This is a genomic window from Caenispirillum bisanense, from assembly GCF_900230255.1.
Classification (GTDB): domain Bacteria; phylum Pseudomonadota; class Alphaproteobacteria; order Rhodospirillales; family Rhodospirillaceae; genus Caenispirillum; species Caenispirillum bisanense_A.
The window spans coordinates 16,548-32,679 of the sequence record NZ_OCNJ01000008.1; the positions used below are offsets into that span (position 1 = coordinate 16,548).

At 69.3% G+C, this 16,132-nt stretch carries 19 protein-coding genes; 3 read left to right on the forward strand and 16 right to left on the reverse strand.

Annotated elements, in window-relative coordinates; genetic code table 11:
• The 7 genes from CRP50_RS17210 to CRP50_RS17235 are packed head-to-tail and all read right to left on the reverse strand — an operon-like array spanning position 1 to position 7,369.
• The gene (locus CRP50_RS17210; RefSeq protein WP_141415185.1) at positions 1-2,772 is read right to left on the reverse strand and encodes a hypothetical protein; all 2,772 of its coding nucleotides are present in this window, start codon (positions 2,770-2,772) and stop codon (positions 1-3) included.
• On the reverse strand, positions 2,769-3,839 hold the full coding sequence (locus CRP50_RS17215) for a TrbI/VirB10 family protein (RefSeq protein ID WP_097280425.1): 1,071 nt from the start codon (positions 3,837-3,839) through the stop codon (positions 2,769-2,771). The genes CRP50_RS17210 and CRP50_RS17215 overlap by 4 nt, the downstream gene beginning before the upstream one ends.
• The gene (locus CRP50_RS17220; protein WP_097280426.1) at positions 3,836-4,885 is read right to left on the reverse strand and encodes a TrbG/VirB9 family P-type conjugative transfer protein; all 1,050 of its coding nucleotides are present in this window, start codon (positions 4,883-4,885) and stop codon (positions 3,836-3,838) included. Before CRP50_RS17220 ends, CRP50_RS17215 begins: the two co-directional genes overlap by 4 nt.
• Complete coding sequence (locus CRP50_RS17225) at positions 4,882-5,265, reverse strand: hypothetical protein (RefSeq protein WP_097280427.1); 384 nt, start codon at positions 5,263-5,265, stop codon at positions 4,882-4,884. The genes CRP50_RS17220 and CRP50_RS17225 overlap by 4 nt, the downstream gene beginning before the upstream one ends.
• Entirely contained in the window at positions 5,262-6,077 is an 816-nt protein-coding gene (locus tag CRP50_RS17230; protein ID WP_097280428.1) for a VirB8/TrbF family protein, read from the reverse strand. The genes CRP50_RS17225 and CRP50_RS17230 overlap by 4 nt, the downstream gene beginning before the upstream one ends.
• A complete protein-coding gene (locus tag CRP50_RS25635; protein WP_176525238.1) occupies positions 6,065-6,232 on the reverse strand; it encodes a hypothetical protein in 168 nt (55 codons plus the stop codon). Before CRP50_RS25635 ends, CRP50_RS17230 begins: the two co-directional genes overlap by 13 nt.
• 45 nt (positions 6,233-6,277) lie before the next feature.
• Positions 6,278-7,369, reverse strand: coding sequence for a type IV secretion system protein (locus CRP50_RS17235; protein WP_097280429.1), 1,092 nt, complete (start codon positions 7,367-7,369; stop codon positions 6,278-6,280).
• Between CRP50_RS17235 and CRP50_RS17240 the strand changes: the two genes are divergently transcribed.
• A complete protein-coding gene (locus CRP50_RS17240) occupies positions 7,368-7,844 on the forward strand; it encodes a hypothetical protein (RefSeq protein WP_097280430.1) in 477 nt (158 codons plus the stop codon). The two genes, CRP50_RS17235 and CRP50_RS17240, sit on opposite strands and share 2 nt — an antisense overlap.
• Positions 7,845-7,867: 23 nt before the next feature.
• Here the strand turns inward: CRP50_RS17240 and CRP50_RS17245 are convergent, their stop codons facing one another.
• The 9 genes from CRP50_RS17245 to CRP50_RS17280 all read right to left on the reverse strand — a co-directional run bounded on the left by CRP50_RS17245 (position 7,868) and on the right by CRP50_RS17280 (position 14,434).
• Complete coding sequence (locus CRP50_RS17245; protein ID WP_176525239.1) at positions 7,868-8,689, reverse strand: hypothetical protein; 822 nt, start codon at positions 8,687-8,689, stop codon at positions 7,868-7,870.
• A complete protein-coding gene (locus CRP50_RS17250) occupies positions 8,671-11,052 on the reverse strand; it encodes a VirB4 family type IV secretion system protein (RefSeq protein WP_097280432.1) in 2,382 nt (793 codons plus the stop codon). Before CRP50_RS17250 ends, CRP50_RS17245 begins: the two co-directional genes overlap by 19 nt.
• Positions 11,049-11,354, reverse strand: a complete 306-nt coding sequence (locus tag CRP50_RS17255) for a VirB3 family type IV secretion system protein (protein ID WP_097280433.1) — start codon at positions 11,352-11,354, stop codon at positions 11,049-11,051. The genes CRP50_RS17250 and CRP50_RS17255 overlap by 4 nt, the downstream gene beginning before the upstream one ends.
• Positions 11,355-11,365: 11 nt before the next feature.
• Positions 11,366-11,656, reverse strand: coding sequence for a TrbC/VirB2 family protein (locus tag CRP50_RS17260; protein ID WP_176525240.1), 291 nt, complete (start codon positions 11,654-11,656; stop codon positions 11,366-11,368).
• A gap of 127 nt (positions 11,657-11,783) precedes the next feature.
• Positions 11,784-12,203, reverse strand: a complete 420-nt coding sequence (locus CRP50_RS17265) for a hypothetical protein (protein ID WP_097280435.1) — start codon at positions 12,201-12,203, stop codon at positions 11,784-11,786.
• Complete coding sequence (locus CRP50_RS17270) at positions 12,200-12,940, reverse strand: conjugal transfer protein TraL (protein WP_097280436.1); 741 nt, start codon at positions 12,938-12,940, stop codon at positions 12,200-12,202. The genes CRP50_RS17265 and CRP50_RS17270 overlap by 4 nt, the downstream gene beginning before the upstream one ends.
• Before the next feature lie 14 nt (positions 12,941-12,954).
• Positions 12,955-13,410, reverse strand: coding sequence for a TraK family protein (locus CRP50_RS25235; RefSeq protein WP_141415186.1), 456 nt, complete (start codon positions 13,408-13,410; stop codon positions 12,955-12,957).
• Between the two features lie 273 nt (positions 13,411-13,683).
• On the reverse strand, positions 13,684-14,103 hold the full coding sequence (locus CRP50_RS17275; RefSeq protein WP_097280437.1) for a hypothetical protein: 420 nt from the start codon (positions 14,101-14,103) through the stop codon (positions 13,684-13,686).
• Positions 14,104-14,128: 25 nt separating this feature from the next.
• A complete protein-coding gene (locus tag CRP50_RS17280) occupies positions 14,129-14,434 on the reverse strand; it encodes a hypothetical protein (RefSeq protein WP_141415187.1) in 306 nt (101 codons plus the stop codon).
• Positions 14,435-14,875: 441 nt separating this feature from the next.
• On the opposite strand from CRP50_RS17280, the gene CRP50_RS17285 reads away from it, so the two are divergent.
• Positions 14,876-15,604: a DUF2652 domain-containing protein gene (locus CRP50_RS17285; RefSeq protein ID WP_097280439.1), complete on the forward strand. Its 729-nt coding sequence runs from the start codon at positions 14,876-14,878 to the stop codon at positions 15,602-15,604.
• Between the two features lie 100 nt (positions 15,605-15,704).
• Positions 15,705-16,043, forward strand: coding sequence for a P-II family nitrogen regulator (locus tag CRP50_RS17290; RefSeq protein ID WP_097280440.1), 339 nt, complete (start codon positions 15,705-15,707; stop codon positions 16,041-16,043).
• Positions 16,044-16,132: the final 89 nt, after the last annotated feature.

Genomic DNA, 16,132 nt, shown 5'->3' on the forward strand with positions numbered 1-16,132 from the left:
TCACCACCCCAGCTCGGCGAGCCAGGCCGCGATGCTCGACGTCTGCGGCTGATTGCGGTTGGGGTTGGGCAGCCCGAGGGCGTGCTGCTGCGGGAACTCGTAATTTGGCTGCGCGCCATAGGGCGGCGGCGGCGCGGCCGGCGACCAGCTCTGCGAATAGGAGGCGCACGAGCCCGAGGTCTCGCTGCTCTGGCTGCACGAGGTCTGTAGCACCAGCGTTTCCCACTTGGTGGCGGTGGACGACGACATGGGCGTGCCGTCCTCGCGCACCGTCGTCAGGGTTCCCTGGTACTGCGCGGCGTGGAAGGCATAGAAGGCGGTGCAGGCGGAGTGCTGGCGGTTGTCGCCGTCCATCCACTGCACGGCGCTGCGGCACTCGTGGCGCCACGGCTGCACCGACACCAGCGTCCACTGGCCGGGATCGCTCGGCTGCTGGGTGTTGCAGGCGCCGCCCAGGTTGGCCGGGGCGCCCGGGCCCATGGGGCGGGTGTACTCGCTGCCGTCGGGGCGGCGCCAGATCTCCGACTTCTCGGTCTTCGCGAACCGGGTGCAGCCGTCGTAGTAGATCTGGTCGGTCTGGGTGACGACCTCGCGCTCCAGCACGTAGGGGTGCTGTTCGGTGCCCGGCAGCACCTCGGCCACCAGCAGGTCGTGCCGGCCCTGGGGAGTGCTGATGTAGACGGTGGAGAGACGATAGGCGAAGCGCTGCTCGTCGTGGTTCTGCCAGCCGGCGATCTCGATCTGGTGCGGATAGGTCGCCGAAGACGGCTGGCAGGCGGTGACGTACTCGCGCCGGCCGTCCTGGCGGCTGTAGTAGAAGCGCTCCTGGCCGTAGCTCTGGCCGGCGCTCAGGTCGTGGCGCCAGGTGCCGGGGTTGTCGCAGCCGTCGGTGGTGGCAATGAGCGCGCTCGACGCCGTGTCGGGCTGGCACTCGGTGATGAACTCGGGTTTGCCGTCCCCCGTGATCTGCACCCGGCTGGCGCGGGTGATGCGCTTGCCGGCGGTGTCGACCACCGGCGGGCAGATCTCCTGGCCGGCGGCGGTCTCGTAGAGACGCACCTGCGGGTACCAGGTGGCGCTGTCGATGCAGTCGCCGGCCTGATAGGTGAGGTCGCCCATGTGGTAGACCAGCTTGGTCTGGCGCCACGAGCGGCCGGCCGTGAAGTCATGCCGGATGGTGCAGCCTTCCGCCGTCTCTTCGAGGGGCACCGGCGTGGCCCCTTCGGCCGGGGCGCAGTCGCGCACGACGATGGTTTCGTTCTCGGCGTCGCGGTAGAGCAACTGGCCCTGCTCGACGACGGTCAGGCCGTCGTAGTCGACGAAGTGCGGGCAGACGGTGCGGTCCTCCTCGATGGGGAAGACCTGCTCGGGATGGTCCTCGCAAGCTTTGACCTCGACCTCGCGCCCCGTCGGGCCGACGTAGTAGAGGCGCCGCTGGGCGGTCGCGGTGCGGGCCGTCAGGTCGATGCGGTCGGGGCAGCTGAGCGACGACCACAGCAGCGGGTAGCGGGTGGTGCCGTCGCGGCACTGTTCGCTCGACGTCCCGTCCTCGCCGACGGTCTCGGTGCGGATCTGCTGGATCGCCATGCCCTGGTCGAGGTCGACGCGGATGTCGCAGCCTTGCGTCAGGACGCGGCGGGTCTCGATGGGCTGGCAGTCCTGCACCACCACGGTGGCGTTGTTGGCGTCGCGGTAGATCAGGCGCTGCAGGCGGACATAGGTCTGGTTGACGTCGTCCTGCTGCACGGCGCAGCCGGCCTCGTCCTCCTCGATGGGGAAGGAGCGTTCGGGGTCGGGCTGGCACTCGGCGACGCGCGTTTCGCGGCCGTCGGGGCCGGTGTAGGTGAGGCGGAAGGTGGGCGTGGCGTAGCCGGCCGACAGGTTGACGATGTCCTCGCAGCCGGCCGAGGTGCGCTCGATGGGGAAGCGGGTGGCGCCGTCGGCGCAGGGCTCGGTCTCGGTGGTGCTGCCGGTGGTCATGATGACGCGGCTCTGCTGGATGGCGACGCCCTGCGCCAGGTCGACGCGGATGGGGCAGCCGTCGGCGGTGATCTCCACCTCGGGCACCGGGCCGGGATCGAAGTCCTCGCCGTCGGTCTTGGCCTGCTCCAGCTTGTCGGGGGTCTTGTAGCCAGCGGCGTCGGGATTGGACGACGTGCCGGAGCCGCCGCTCTTGCCGTCGCGGCCGTCCTTGTTGTCGCGGTTGTCTTTCTCCTCCTTCTCGTCGTCCTCTTTCTCTTCCTCCTCCTGCAGGCGCTTCAGGGCGGCGATCATCGTCTCCTGATCGCCCTCGACGGTGACCTCTTCCGCCGTCGGCAGGACGGGGGCGGCCTTGATCTCGAACTGGCTGACGAACAGCTCGTGCGGCAGCGCTTCGACCTTCTCGTCCTTGGTGACGGCGGTCAGCACGAGCTGGCCGATGCGGTCGCCCTCCACCGTCACGTAGCGGGTGAAGGCTTTCGCAGTGACGCCGTCGAGCAACTCGGGCTCGGCGCCAGGAACCTCCTTCAAGGTCATGTCCAACGGCACGGGCTCGTTCTCCGGCACCTCCACCGACACCTTGGGCAGGGTCAGCATCGGGACTTTCTCGACGACGAGGTCTTCGGGCTTGGTCGGCGTGCCAGTGGTGCCGGGTTGAGCAGTGCCGGGTTGAGCAGTGCCGGGTTGGGCCGTCGCAGCGGGAGCGGCGGCCGGCGTCGCCGGCGTGCTCTGCGCCAGCAGCGGGGCGCTCAGGCAGGTGGAAGCCAGCAGGATGAGGAAGAGGCGTTTCATGAGGTCACCTCGCGGATGTACCAGTCGGCGGCGGGGCGGATCTGCACGCGGGTGCCCTGGGGCACGGTGATGATCGGCGCCAGGTCGACGGTCTGTTCGAGGACTGAGGCGGTGATTTCGCCGAAGCGGGTCGACATCTCCTCGGCGCCGGCGTCGGTGGCCTGCGCCAGCGTGTCGGCGGTCTTGTCGCCGCTCGACGCCATGGCGGTCGCCAGACGGACGGCGGTCGAGATGCCGGTCAGCATGAGGGCGGTGCCGTAGCGCTCGCCGAAGCGGGTGTCGACCTCGCCGGTGAAGCCGGCGCGGCCCTGGACGTCGCCGGCGGCGGCGGTCAGTTCGATGATCTCGGCGCGGTGCTCGGCCATGAGCACGCGGTTGCACGAGACGGCGAGCCGCGAGGCGCCGATCTTGTCGGGGCTCTCGTAGTCGCACACCAGCCGCGAGCCCTTGGGGATGAGCAGGTTGCGGCCGTGGTAGCCGAACACGTCGCGGCTCACCTGGATGACGATGGAGCCCGACGAGCCGTCGAGCTGGCTGTTGATGCCGGTCTCCAGCACGCCGGTGATGTAGCGGTCGGTGGTGACGATGCGGCTGTTGTCGACGGGGAGCGACGAGACGCGGCGGTCGCCCTCGTACTCCGGCTTGGGCGCCGGCGGTGCCACGTCAGGCGGTGCCGGCGTCGGGCCGGGCGTCAAGGACGCGGGCGACAAGGTCGGCACATTGCTGCGGTACGTGCTCATGCTGCCGTCGAGGGTGGGCCGCGCCGCTGCACGGGCGTTCCACACCGCCTGTGCCGCCAAGCGATAGGGATCTGGCGGCGGCGGTGGAGGCGGTAACGGCGGCGGCGCCGGCGGAGCCGCGGCCGGCATCTGCACCACCTTGGTGATCACCACCGGCGGCATGGGAGGCGCCACCTCGCGCACCGGCGGGGCCGGCGGGGCCGGCACCGACCACGCCGCCTCGTCGTCCTCGGGCAGGGCGGCGGCCGGCGGCGGCTCGGCCGGCGGGGCGCACAGGCCCGAGAGCGTCAGGCCGAGCACCAGGGCGACGTCGCAGACGGCGCTCATGCCCCGGCCTCCGCTCCGTCGTAGCGGATGCAGAGATAGCTGTCGCCCGACTTCAGCGTCACCAGCGGGCGGGTGCTCTCGACGATGAAGGTGTCGCCGTCGACGCGGGTGTTGACCAGCTCGTCGATGCCGTCGACGACGACATAGGCCGTCGGCAGCTCGATGTCCTTCCAGCGGTCGCCGAACTTGATGTAGGTGAAGTGGTCGTCGCGGTAGACGGTCTGCGGCTTCAGGCTGTCGTCGCTGCCCCACAGGCTGTAGTCGCCCCAGCCGCGCAGCGACGACGGGTTGAAGGGCTCGGACTTCACGAAATCCTTGTCGGCGGCGGCTTCCGTCGTGGCGGCTTCGGCCTCGGCGAGCGCCTGCGGCGGCACCAGCGGCAGAGGTCCCTCATTGTCCGGTGCCCCGCCCAGCGGCTCGAAGCCGGCGACGGCGGGGTCGCTGTCCTCGCCGACCTTCACCGAGCCTTCGATGCGCACCAGCAGGTCGGGGACGCGCTTGGAGTTGTAGCCCTCGGCCCGTAGGTAGATCGGATAGACGGTGCCGCTCTTGCCGTAGACGACGATGTTGCTGTCGAAGCCGAAGCCGCCGGCGCGGATGGCGAGGCGGCGGTCGCCGCGCGGCTTCACCTCGAAGCCCTTGCCGTCGCCGAGGTCCACCGCTTCGATCTGCTCGCCGGCCGGCAGCTCGACCACCGTCACCATGTATTCCCGCACCCGCACCTTGTAGGTGCTCATGGGGTCGAGGTCGTAGGTGAAGACCGCCGCACTCTCGGGCGCGTCGTCCCAGGCCGACTGGATCATGCCGATGGAGCGGTTGCGGGTGAGATCGCCGAAGTCGCCCTCGGCATGGGCCTTCATCTGGTCGACCATGGCGTCGGGCACCGGCAGGGCAGGAGCCGGCTTGGCGGCCGGGCTCGGCGGAACGCTCTGCACCGGCGCTGGCGGAGGCGGCGGCGCGCCGACCGGCGTTTGGGCGAGGGCCGGGGTCGACAGCAGGTGGAACACGGCGAGGCCGGCGGGGACGGTGAGGAAGCGGCAGGTCATCGGGATGGGTCCTCGGAAAGGGAGCGGCTGAGGGCGGCGCAATTGGCGATGCCGGACAGCGCGCCGGCGCACGCCAGCAGGACGAGGGTGGGCAGCAGGAAGGGGCGGCCGGGGGTACCGCTGGCGCCGGCGTAGGCATCGGCCAGGGCGAAGGCGGCGGCGACGGCCAGCAGGACGAACCGGCCGCCGGGTGCCTGGGGCATGGTGCGCTGGAGCCGCGCAGCCACGGCGGCGGCCACTGTCCAGGCACCGGCAGCGACGGCGCCGGCAGCCACGAGCACCATCCACAGCAGGGCCGGCCGGCCGGTGGTTACCACGTCGCAGGCGGCAGCCGTGGCGAGGGCGGCGGCGGTGCCGGCGAAGGAGAGGGCGGGTCTCATGACGTCGGCCGCTCCTTCAGCACGAACTCCAGCACCGTGATGCCGAGGGGATTGCTGAAGCGGTCCTCTGCCGAGACCGACTGCGGCCGCGTCGTCATGGACAGGTAGGCCCGCAGCGCCTTGCGGCCGATCTCCTGGCCGTGGCGCTCGTCGATCTGGGTGAAGTCGACGGCCAGCTTGTAGTCGTCGTCGAAGCTGACCAGCCGCGTCGCGTCGTCGACCACGACGTGACGGATCACGCCGTCGGCCAGCGCGTCGGAGCGCTCCTTGGTGTCGATGCGGTCGCGTCGGAAGCCGCGCCAGAAGCCGCCGTCGGACATGCGGGCGGCCTCGGCGCGCCGTTCGGCCTCGGTGATGGGGTCGATCTCCAGCACCAGGCGCACGTAGCGCCGCGCCATGGATTCCAGCAGCAGGTCGAAGCCCTGGACGTCCTCGGAGATCGGCTCGATCTGGTAGAGCTTGTCGTCGGCCTCGGAGGTGCGCACCAGGGCGACCTCCGTCGTCTTCAACGGCACCAGCGCGCCGATGGCGTTGGCCTGGACGACGACGGACGCCAGCAAGCCGACGTTGACGACCACCGACAGGCGAAGGAGCCAAGCCAGGCGCCGATGGGACACGGCGAAGCCGTAGGGATCGGCCTCGGCGACGGCGGTGTGGCGGTTGGTTTCGGGCGCAGGGCTCTCCGGTGCCGTCGGCGCGTCGTTGGCGGCCGCCGGCATCGCACCGGCCGTTTCCGGCGGCACCACCTTGCGCCGGCGGCGCAGGGTGGGCAGCGTCGGGCGGCGGAGCGTGATCTTGCTCAGCCGACCCATCGGAAGCCCTCGCTGTTGAAGGGCACCGGATCACAGGCGCAGGGGCTCAGCTTCATTTCGTCGGCGCCGTTGCCGCCGCCGTTCTGCGGCATCTCGCGGGGCGCGCCGCAGGCGGCCAGCGCCAGCGTGAAGGCAAGGACGGTCAGGATCTTCATGGGGGAGGTCCTCTTCGGGGGATGGGGACAGGGGGGCGGGCGCCGTCACCTGTCGAAGTGCGGCGTGTTCAGCTTTTCCTTGATCTTCTCGACGGCGGTCTGGGCGCCGGTCTGGCCGGCGCCGGGACCGGCGCCGCCACCGGGCAGCCGGGCCTTGTCGAGCATGTCGCCGACGTTGCCCTTGAAGTTCTTCAGCGGCTTGCCGAGGAGCGTGAGACCTGTCGCCGTGGCGCCGGCGGTGATGATGGCCGCGGCCTGGTTTGTCAGCTGCGAGTGGGTGACCGAGTTGGCGATACTGGTGGCCTCGGCGAGGAAAGCCGTGCCGAGCCAGCCCAGGGCGATGGCGACCAGGAGCTTGGGGTTGCTCAGGGTCATAACCCTGCCGATCTCGGCGCCCATAGAGGGGTCACCGATCCCCAGTTGCTGCGCCCCGTAGAGGATGAGGGCGACGGCGACGGTGCTGCCGAACAGCACCATGAAGGCCGCGAAGAGGGTGCGCAGCGCCGTGTAGGCCATGCCTCTGCCCCAGCCGAAGCCGAAGCACATCATTAGGATGGGGCTCAGCGCCGCCAGCATCATCACGCGGAAGATGCTGACGACCACCTGCGCGAAGAACACCACCAGCAGCAGAAAGTAGGGAATGATCAGCAGCAGGGCGTAGATGAGCGGCGCCAGTGGGTCCGTGAGGCCCGTCTGCTTCGCGATGTTGGCTGCCATGCCGAACATCTTGAAGACCCCGGTCTCAGCGGTCATGACCAGCTTCGTCATGCCGCCGATCCCTTCCGGAGCAAGGGTCGTGCCGCTGACGCTGCCGACGGACAACGCGGCGCTGGCGCCCGATCCCATGACCGACAGAGAGGCGTCGTAAACCTGCGAAACGAGCCCCGGTCCTTGGCCCGCCAGCAGCAGCCCTGCTATGCTGACGAACACGAATTCCTTGCCGAGTGCGGCTAAATCAGCCTGCCCGAGCATCATTTTGAAGCCGTGGACGACGATCCACAGGCTCGCCAATGAAAGGAACACCGCCCACATGGGACCGATCAGCACGTCGCTGAGATCGCTGACGAAGTTGTTCGCCAGGTCGACGTATTCCGTGACGATGTCGCAGGTGAAGCAAGTATCTTGCTGTCTAGCCATGGCTCTGGCCCTCGCGCCTGCAGATGCCGCTGCCGAGAATGCTCTGAAGAAGGGTTTCGTAGACTGGGAGTACGCCGTGCGTGTCTGGCAGACTCTGCCGACCGGCGAGGCCTTCGACCGCGAGTATGAGCGCGTGAACCCGGCCTACGAGGCGTGGAAGCAGGAAGGCGGGCAGCCGGATGTAACGACGCTGGCCGCTCTGCATGGCGACGACGCCGACTTGATTCGCCAAGGATACGACCTGGAGGGCGTCTATCTGGTCTGGAAAGACATATATGCCGTCTGGTGGCGGAGCCGAGGGACCGTCGATCCGGCGAACCCTTGGAACGAAACCACGGCCTGCGGCCTCATTGAATCGATGAACATCTTCACCGGCCAATGCAACGCTCTTCCCGACTGGCGCACCGAAGCGGATGTCGCCCGAGATGCCGAGGTGCTCGCCGATTATCGGGCGAAGCAGGCCGCCACCAACTGACGGGATCTGACGACGGAGGGTGCTCATTGGGCACCCTCCGGCGCTTCCGGCGCGTCCTCGTCGCTCATGGGGTCCTGGTCGACCATGCTCATGGTCGCCGTAGCGCCCTGGATCTTCAGCAGGCTCGCCAGCAGCTGCGTCTGCGTCGCCTGCTGGCGGGCGATCAGCAACAGCGCCTGATTGCCCACCGCCATGCGCGAATTGAGATCCTTGGCCGCCTTGGCCGCACTCTCCAGCTCGCGCACCGCCCGGTCGGACTGCTCGGCCGCCGCGGCGGTCTGCACGTCGGCGTGTGCCAGCGCGTCGACGGCGGCGGTGCGCAGCACCCGCGCCCGGCGCTGGATCACCTCGCGGCGTGCCTCCTCCTGCTCGGCCCAGTCCATGCCCGCGGCCCGCGCCGGGTCGAACCAGAGCGTGTTGGCATAGGCCTTCCGCGCCCCGCACACCGAGGTCAGGTCGAGATCGTCGAGGTCGACGTTCGGCATGATCTCGCTCAGGTCCGGCATCAGGCAGGTGGCGTCGCGCTGGATCTGGCCGGCCAGCTTCGCCATGGTGGTGAAGGGCACGGTGATCTGCCCGACCTCGCCGATGGCGTTCACCGTGTCCTGCACGAAGGTCGACACGTCGTTGAGCACCGACAGGATCTGCAGCGAGTTCTCCACCTCCTGCTTGATGAGCGAGATCTGCTCCTTCAGTGCCGACAGCTGCTTGGCCGCCTCGGCGAGGTTTTTGGTGTCGATCACCGCATAGGTCGCCATGGCCGCCGTGGGCGCCACGATCAGCCCGACCGCCAGCGCCGTCACCCGAAGCCGATGCCCGCGCCGTTTCACAGGTGCCGGTGCCATTGGTCCCCCCAGGTGGTCTTGAGCCGGTCGAGGTCGGCGTTGGCATCGGCGCCCGAGCGGTAGAACCGCAGCGCCCCGCCGAGGAACGACAGGTCGATGTCGAGGATGGCGCTCTCGTCGAAGCCGGTGGCGCCGTCGCGCTTGACCACCAGCGCCTGGCGCCGGCCGCCGGTCACCGTCTGGCCGAGGCAGAAGGCCAGCTGCTCGTCGTTGAGCCCGAAGGGCGCGAAGGTCTCGGCCTTGGCATTGGCGTTGGGCAGGAAGATCAGCGTCGCGCAGGATTCCACGAAGGCGTCGGCCCGCCCGGTCTTGAACAGTGCCGCCGGGTCCTGGAAGGCCATGCCGACGACGCCGTTGAGCTTGCGGTACTCGCGGAACATCTCGACGGCGAGGTCGAGGAAGCCGGCGTTCTGCAGCAGCTTCGCCGCCTCGTCGATGAAGATCACGAAGCCGCGGCTGTTCCTGGCCGCCGTCTGGCCGATGGACGAGGCGATGTGCGCCACCACCGGCGGGCCGAGGTCGGGATCGCCCAGCGCCTCGTTCATGTTGATGCCGACCATGTAGTGGTCGAGCACGCCCGCCAGGCTGTCGTGAGGGGCGTTGAAGACGTGGGCGTGCATGCCCGTGTTGCCCTTGTCGTCGACCACCCACTGGCTGAAGTGGCGCCGCAGGTCGGAGCGGCGGGCGAAGGCATGGTCGAAGATCTCGTTGAGCGTCCGGTGCGGCGGGTCCAGGTGGAAGGCGAGGTCGACGGCATGGCTGAGCGCGTCCTTGTCCTCGGCCGTCAGGTCGAGCCCGCCGCACAGCGCCCGCAGGATGGCGTAGACGCGGTTGCGGGCGGCCGGCGTGTCGGCGCCGACGTCGAGCGGGTTGAGCGCCAGCTTGTCGTAGCTCTGGTAGGCGCCGCCCATGCCCTCGACCATGAAGCGGGTGCCCTCTTTGGAATCGAAGATGTAGCTGCGCACGCGGTCGAACTTCGCCAGCCCGCCGAGCAGGTGCATCAAGAGCGTCGACTTGCCGCCGCCCGACGGCGCGAAGACCAGGAAGTGGCCGAGGGACTGCGGCTTGTCGGCAACGTGGAACTGGAAGGCATAGGCGCCGCCCGAGGGCGTCATGAAGTAGCGCACGGGCTGCGGCCCGAAGGGGCCGCTCTCCAGGCCGCGCGGCGCATGGTGCACCGGCCACAGGGCGGCGATGTTCTGGTCGCGCAGCACCAGCGGCCGCAACAGGCGCCCGCCGGGGACGACGGCGCGCTTGGCAGGGGCGGTCGGAAGACGGCCGAACCAGCACACCGGCGCCCCTGTCGTCTCTACCGAATAGCTGATGCGGCGGTCGCCCAACACCTCGCAGATGCGCTTGACCAGCTGCGCCAGCGCCAGCTCGTCCTTTGCCCGCGCGATCACCTGGAACTGGGTGACGAAGAGCGTCGAGCTGCCGTCGGAGAGCAGCTCCAGCACGGCGGCCGTCTCGGAGGCGAGCGCCGCATTGCCAATCAAGGCCGTGCGCTGCGCCCGCTCCTGGCGCTTGTACATGAGCAGCGCCTTGTCGCGGTCGAAGGGGTCGCAGACCTGGACGATCTCCAGGTCGCCATCGAGCGCCAGCAGGTCGCCGATCAGCCGGCCCGACACGGCCTCGGGCCATTCCCGGATGCCGATGATCCGATGCACCGCCGGCTGCGGCCCAAAGCTGCGGACGATGCCCGACGGCTCGAAGTGCAGGTCGCAGGCCGGCAGGCTGCCGGACAGGGAGCGGGATTGCGCCTTGAGGTCCCGGCGGTATTCGCCGCTGACCAAGCCATTCAACAGGCCCGTCAGCGGACAGGGTTCATTGGGATCGTCCGGCTTGGTGACGGCCTCAGGCTTGTAGGCCGCGAGGCTCGACGCCACGGCCTGGTCGGCGTCCGCCAGCACATGATGCAGCCGGCCGGTGGCAATGAGATACCATTCGACCTCATAGCTCGACTGGTAGCGAGCCGTCTCGGCGGCGCCGATCTCGGCCAGTGTCGGGTGCGGCCAGTGGCCGGCGCAGGACAGCGGCCGGCGGCGCTTCACCGCCAGCCAGCGCAGCTGCAGCCCCTTGCCGCCGAGCTGGTGCAGCAGCGCCTGGCGCCCCAACAGCAGGGCCAGCTGTTCCTGTTCCACCTTGGCGTCGTAGCTGACGCCGCGCAGGCGCCACACGCGGGACAGGGCACCGTCCTTGCCGACCACGGTGCAGCCGTCGCCGGCGATGTGGTCGAGTTCCAGCTCGCCCTGCAGCCAGTCCTGCTTGACGTCGCCGAGCACCATGCGGCGGGCGGCGGGCACGGCGACGGCGCCGCCGAGGGCGGCCATGACGCCGGTCGCGATCACGTCGGGCCAGATCATCGCCGCGCACTCCCCGCCACCAGGGCGCGGCCGGTGCGGAGCTGCGCCTTCCACCAGCGGCGGGCGGTGATCAGCACGCGGTCGTAGTGCGGATCGGCGCGGCTCGCCCGCCAGAACCGGTACCAGCCGACCAGGAAGACGACGACGGCGGCCGGCAGACTGAGCGGCATCAGGCCGAGGACGACGCAGAAGGCGGCGCTCACCGCGGCGGCGGCCGAGGTGAGGCCGAACAGCAGCGGCGGCAGGCCGAGGACGGTGATGGGCCGCTGGATCTGCGGCAGCACGGGGCTCGCGGCTTTCATGGCACCCACCGTCACGACGCGAAGAGGGCGGCGACGATGGTCGGGCCGACCATCACCAGCAGCCCGCCGATGAGCGCGAAGGCGAAGCGGTTCCAGTCCATGCGGCCCGACATGGCCGCCCACAGGCCCAGCGCGATGATGCCGAGGCCGAGCACGCCGGCGCCGATCTGCCCGAGGCCGCTGGTCAGCGTCTCGATGAACTTGGTGATCGGCGCCGTCCAGTCCTCGGCGGCGAAGGCGGGCGTGGACGACAGGGCGAGCAGGGCGGCGAGCGGCAGGGCACGGCGGCAGCGACGGATCATGATCGGATGTCCTTGCATCAGGGGATCTGGGAGAGGAGCAGGACGGCGCCGCCGAGGACGCAGACCGCCCCCAGCAGAGGCGCCGTGACGCAGGTGAGAAGGAGGGTGCGGCGGCTCACGGCGGACCTCACCGCAGCACCAGCACGGCGGCGGCGACCGCGAGGGCGGCCGCCACACCGGTGGCGAGGCTGAGAAGGGAGAGCCGGACCACCAGCCGGCGCATGGCGGCGGCGCTGCGGTCGGCGAGCACCGCCGCCTCCTGCATGGCCGCCAAGCGCTGCTTGAGCGCGTCGGAGGTGACGGCGTCGTGGATCTCGGCGAGTGCGGTGCGCACCTCGGCCGTATGGCCGCGCGAGATCGCCGCCACCTCGTCGCGGAGCGCAGCGCGGAAGGCGTCGAGGGCCTGGACGGTCTCGCCGAGGGCGGCGCGGTGGATGGTGTAGACCATCAGCACCGGGTCGTCCTTGGACACCGTCGCCCCGTGGTCCTTCAGCAGGGCGGCGCGGAGGTCGTCGATGCTCTGCGGCGGCGGCAGCGGCGCGCTCATAGCTGCGCCAGCTCCATGGCAGCGCGAATGCTGCGCCAGGTCATGGAAAGCCGCTGGCGGCTCATGATGGTGAACTCGGGGTCCTGGGCCGCCTGGTCGAACGAGAGATGCCGCCGCAGCATCATCTCGATGTCGAGGCCGAAGGTCTCCTTCCGCACCTGCGGCAGGCGCACCATGGCGAGGATGCGCTCGGCGTTCTTCTTGTAGAGTGCCGCGTCCTCGAAGGTCTGCACCTTGCCGCCGCTGACCCGCTCGACGCGGCCGAAGTACTCGTTCAGCCACACCACCACGGGGACGGTGGGGCAGTACTGCAGCACCGACGCCAGCCCCTCCAGCGTGTCGGTCATGGCCTGGCCGCCGGTGACGACGGAGTGGATGCGCACCTCGTGGCCGGCGCCCTGAATAAGACCCAGTGCTTCGTTTTCCACCATGTAGGCCAGCAACGGCAGGAACGTCGCGGCGCCGTTGTCGATCACCACGGTGGCGTCGGCCGGCGCGGTGACCAGCTTCTCCAGCAGCGCGTCGAAGGACCGCGGGTTGATCTCGTCGACCCGCTCGCCGAGCTGCACGCGCTCGACGCCGAAGGCGGTGTAGCCGCCGAAGGACTGGTTGACGGGGTCGGTGTCGTAGCAGGCGAGCGCCCCGCCGCGGCCCTGGTAGTACTGCGCGAGCAGCGAGGCGACGAAGGACTTGCCGACGCCGCCCTTGCCCTGAAGGGTGAGATTGATGAGCGCCATGATGGTTCCTTGGATCAGGGGGTGTCGTCGTCGAGATCCGGACGTGCGTCGTCGCCGCCGGCGGGCTCTGGGCCGTCGACGGGGGTGTCCGGGGTCTCGGTGTCGGGATCGGAGGGCGCGTCGCCCCAGAGGTCGGCACCGGTAGTGCCGGGCAGCTGCGTCACCGTCGGCATGTGCGAGGTGATGGCGGCAGACGGCGCCGGCGGCGCCGCGATGGCGGCCGGTTGCCGAGTCGCACTCGGGGAAATCTGCTGGGACGGCGGAGTCGCAGGCTGAGGACGCCGGATCTCGGCCGCCCTGCCCGTCACGTCTCGCCGCACCAGATCAGCAAAACGGCGGCGAGATACGGTAAGGCGGCCGGCTTCTGTTAGCAGCCGGTGAATGTAGGCAACGGAATGCCCTTGATCGATCAGGTCGAGGATCTCTCGGCGGAGAGTATGAACCTCGACTCTACCCTGTCCCCAACGCATGAGGTCTCCGCAGCAACATTTGGTTTACAGCACACGGCGTGGCTGTATATGCTGCTGCTGGATTCAGGGCAGGTGACGTCTAACGCGGCACGTCAGCTCCACCAGAATTCCGGTGAAACCCGCTGTCGTAAGACGGCGGGTTTTTCGCTTTCGAACCCCTGCCCCGGGGGGTGCGCACCTCTGGTGCGACGGGTTCGACTCCCCCCAGCTCCACCAGAATTCCGGTGAAACCCGCTGTCGTGAGACGGCGGGTTTTTCGCTTTCGGGTCCGGGTCAATCCAGGTTCTCCAGCGCGCTCGTCACCCGCGAGAACAAGGCGCCGGGGCAGGTCGGCAGGGGCATGATGTCGTAGAAGCCGAAGTGCCGTACCAGCGTCAGGTCGCCCACCGACGGAGCGGCGACGGCGAAGATCTTCGGTGTGCGGCGACGGTTGCTCTTCCAGATCTTGTTCACGCGCCGCGCCTCGAAGAACTGATCCCACCGGCGCACATCGGCGTGGATGATGACGGCGTCGGGATCGTCCGACTGCATGGCCTCGAAAGCCTCCTGGTAGGTCGTCGCGACCACGGTGCGGACGATGCCCGCCCGCTGCGCCGCCGCCGCCAGATACCGCGCCACCCCCGGGCTGCGCGAATACACGAGCAGGGTGAGCGCCGCCGGCCGTTCGGCCGGCACGAACATGTTGTTGGCCATCGCGGATGTCTCGGCAGCAGGAGGGTCAGGCAGTCAGCGGCGAGGCGTCGGGAACATCGTGCGGCGCCGGGGCCCGCTCGTCCTCCGTCAGGGGGACGATGGTCAGGATGTCCACCAGGGGCTCGATCATGGGACAACGCCGGCTGCAGGCCGTGCCGTCGTGCACGCCCGTGTCGAGAAGATCGCGCAACACACCCGCACGACCGGTGGATGCATTGTTGATGATCATACAGCCAATATAACGGGACTGCGGGCACAAAGAACGCAGATCGCACATGAGTTGTGCCCGCCGCAATCGATCAACTCGCCTGACCAGCTCTACCGTGATCATCAACCCCATCCCCTCGGTTCTTTGGTTTCTTCGATGATTTACCTGTAGAGAGGGTTTCGTCGGCAACCGCTCCATATTCATAAGACGATGGTCGCGCGCGCACGGAGGGCGCAGCCGCCTTGGGAAACTCCCCGACCCATGCGCTTTGAGCCGGCCTCCCATGCGCCCAATGCATGGCTTACTGGGAAGCTCTGCGGTATTTCCGCACCTCCAGGAAAGAGGTCGCGCAACAACGCCTCTGCGGCCCCAAGTGAAAGGCAAGATCTTCACAACCGGGGCACGCCTCGGCTCCGATCGACGCCGAGACTTAGATTGTGTCGGTTTTATTACAGACGGACGACGCGCTTTCCGCCCCGGCCTCGACGCGCCCGTTTCTTCGCCCTTCGCATCCTCACGCAGTCGTGCCTACCGCGCCCGCCGCAGTGCTGGTAGCGTCGAACCATGCCGCACGATCACGCCACCCACGCCACCGCCCACACATCCTCGCCGCCCCTGCCGGCGGCGGAGGATCTGTTGCTGCTGTTCGCCGACATCAGCGGCTACACCCGCTTCATCCGCGACAATCCCTACGACCTGGCGCACGCCACCTGGATCGTGAACCAGCTCATCGAGGCGGTGACGGCGGCACTGGCCCCGGACTTCCGACTGGTGAAGCTGGAGGGCGACGCCGCCTTCTGCGCCGCCGACCGCCCGCCCGCCGGGCTCGACGCCCCGCTGGTGGCCGCTTTCGAGGCCTTCCAGGCCCGCAAGGCGGGGCTCGCCGGCGAGAACGTCTGCCCCTGCGCCGCCTGCGTGGCCATCGGCAGCCTGGACCTGAAGATCCTGCTGCACCGCGGCCCGGTCGTGCGCTTCCGCGCCGGCGGCGTCGAAGACCTGTCCGGCCTGCCGGTCATCGTGCTGCACCGGCTGGGCAAGAACGGCGTGCGGTCGTCGCGCTACCTGCTGTGGACCGACGCCGTCGACGCCCTCGGCACGCCGCTGCCCGGCCCCGCCGACCGGCGGGTGGAGCGCTATGCCGACGTCGGCGCCGTGCCGGTGTCGGTCTTCGCCGACCTGCCGGGGCCGCGGCCGGTGGTGCGGGCCGGGCCGGTGCCGCGCGGCGTCGATTTCGTGCGCAAGATGGCGCTGTGGCTGCCCTTGCGCCTGCGCGGCGTGCCCCGCCCGGCGTGACGGCCGGCCGCCTTCCTTCGATGTAATCCGAAATCGGCACGCGGTGTGCTGGAGAACGGATCGCGGGGCTCGTCCCGCGATCCGTGCAGGAGCACACGCGATGAAGCTCGTCATCGCCATCATCAAGCCCTTCAAGCTCGACGACGTGCGCGAGGCGCTCTCGGCCGTCGGCGTGCAGGGCATCACCGCCGCCGAGGTGAAGGGGTTCGGGCGCCAGAAGGGGCAGACCGAAATCTACCGCGGCGCCGAATACACCGTCGCCTTCCTCCCCAAGATCCGCCTGGAGGTGGCCGTCCCCGACGCCATGGTCGACACCGTGACCGAGGCGGTGGAGAAGGCCGCCCGCACCGGGTCCATCGGCGACGGCAAGATCTTCGTGGTCGACCTGGCGCGCGCCGTGCGCATCCGCACCGGCGAGCAGGGCGACGCCGCTTTGTGAACGGTTGATGAATAAAGCGGCACGATCCGGCGCAATCGCCCGAAAAGCGGGCACGGGCTGAGGCGGGCCGCCCCCTCCGACTTTCCTTC

Excerpts from the sequence above, each read along its gene's own strand:
- CRP50_RS17210 (WP_141415185.1), bottom strand. The coding sequence starts at position 2,772 with ATGAAACGCCTCTTCCTCATCCTGCTGGCTTCCACCTGCCTGAGCGCC.
- CRP50_RS17215 (WP_097280425.1), bottom strand. The coding sequence starts at position 3,839 with ATGAGCGCCGTCTGCGACGTCGCCCTGGTGCTCGGCCTGACGCTCTCG.
- CRP50_RS17220 (WP_097280426.1), bottom strand. The coding sequence starts at position 4,885 with ATGACCTGCCGCTTCCTCACCGTCCCCGCCGGCCTCGCCGTGTTCCAC.
- CRP50_RS17225 (WP_097280427.1), bottom strand. The coding sequence starts at position 5,265 with ATGAGACCCGCCCTCTCCTTCGCCGGCACCGCCGCCGCCCTCGCCACG.
- CRP50_RS17230 (WP_097280428.1), bottom strand. The coding sequence starts at position 6,077 with ATGGGTCGGCTGAGCAAGATCACGCTCCGCCGCCCGACGCTGCCCACC.
- CRP50_RS25635 (WP_176525238.1), bottom strand. The coding sequence starts at position 6,232 with ATGAAGATCCTGACCGTCCTTGCCTTCACGCTGGCGCTGGCCGCCTGC.
- CRP50_RS17240 (WP_097280430.1), top strand. The coding sequence starts at position 7,368 with ATGGCTCTGGCCCTCGCGCCTGCAGATGCCGCTGCCGAGAATGCTCTG.
- CRP50_RS17235 (WP_097280429.1), bottom strand. The coding sequence starts at position 7,369 with ATGGCTAGACAGCAAGATACTTGCTTCACCTGCGACATCGTCACGGAA.
- CRP50_RS17245 (WP_176525239.1), bottom strand. The coding sequence starts at position 8,689 with ATGGCACCGGCACCTGTGAAACGGCGCGGGCATCGGCTTCGGGTGACG.
- CRP50_RS17250 (WP_097280432.1), bottom strand. The coding sequence starts at position 11,052 with ATGATCTGGCCCGACGTGATCGCGACCGGCGTCATGGCCGCCCTCGGC.
- CRP50_RS17255 (WP_097280433.1), bottom strand. The coding sequence starts at position 11,354 with ATGAAAGCCGCGAGCCCCGTGCTGCCGCAGATCCAGCGGCCCATCACC.
- CRP50_RS17260 (WP_176525240.1), bottom strand. The coding sequence starts at position 11,656 with ATGATCCGTCGCTGCCGCCGTGCCCTGCCGCTCGCCGCCCTGCTCGCC.
- CRP50_RS17265 (WP_097280435.1), bottom strand. The coding sequence starts at position 12,203 with ATGAGCGCGCCGCTGCCGCCGCCGCAGAGCATCGACGACCTCCGCGCC.
- CRP50_RS17270 (WP_097280436.1), bottom strand. The coding sequence starts at position 12,940 with ATGGCGCTCATCAATCTCACCCTTCAGGGCAAGGGCGGCGTCGGCAAG.
- CRP50_RS25235 (WP_141415186.1), bottom strand. The coding sequence starts at position 13,410 with ATGCGTTGGGGACAGGGTAGAGTCGAGGTTCATACTCTCCGCCGAGAG.
- CRP50_RS17275 (WP_097280437.1), bottom strand. The coding sequence starts at position 14,103 with ATGGCCAACAACATGTTCGTGCCGGCCGAACGGCCGGCGGCGCTCACC.
- CRP50_RS17280 (WP_141415187.1), bottom strand. The coding sequence starts at position 14,434 with ATGATCACGGTAGAGCTGGTCAGGCGAGTTGATCGATTGCGGCGGGCA.
- CRP50_RS17285 (WP_097280439.1), top strand. The coding sequence starts at position 14,876 with ATGCCGCACGATCACGCCACCCACGCCACCGCCCACACATCCTCGCCG.
- CRP50_RS17290 (WP_097280440.1), top strand. The coding sequence starts at position 15,705 with ATGAAGCTCGTCATCGCCATCATCAAGCCCTTCAAGCTCGACGACGTG.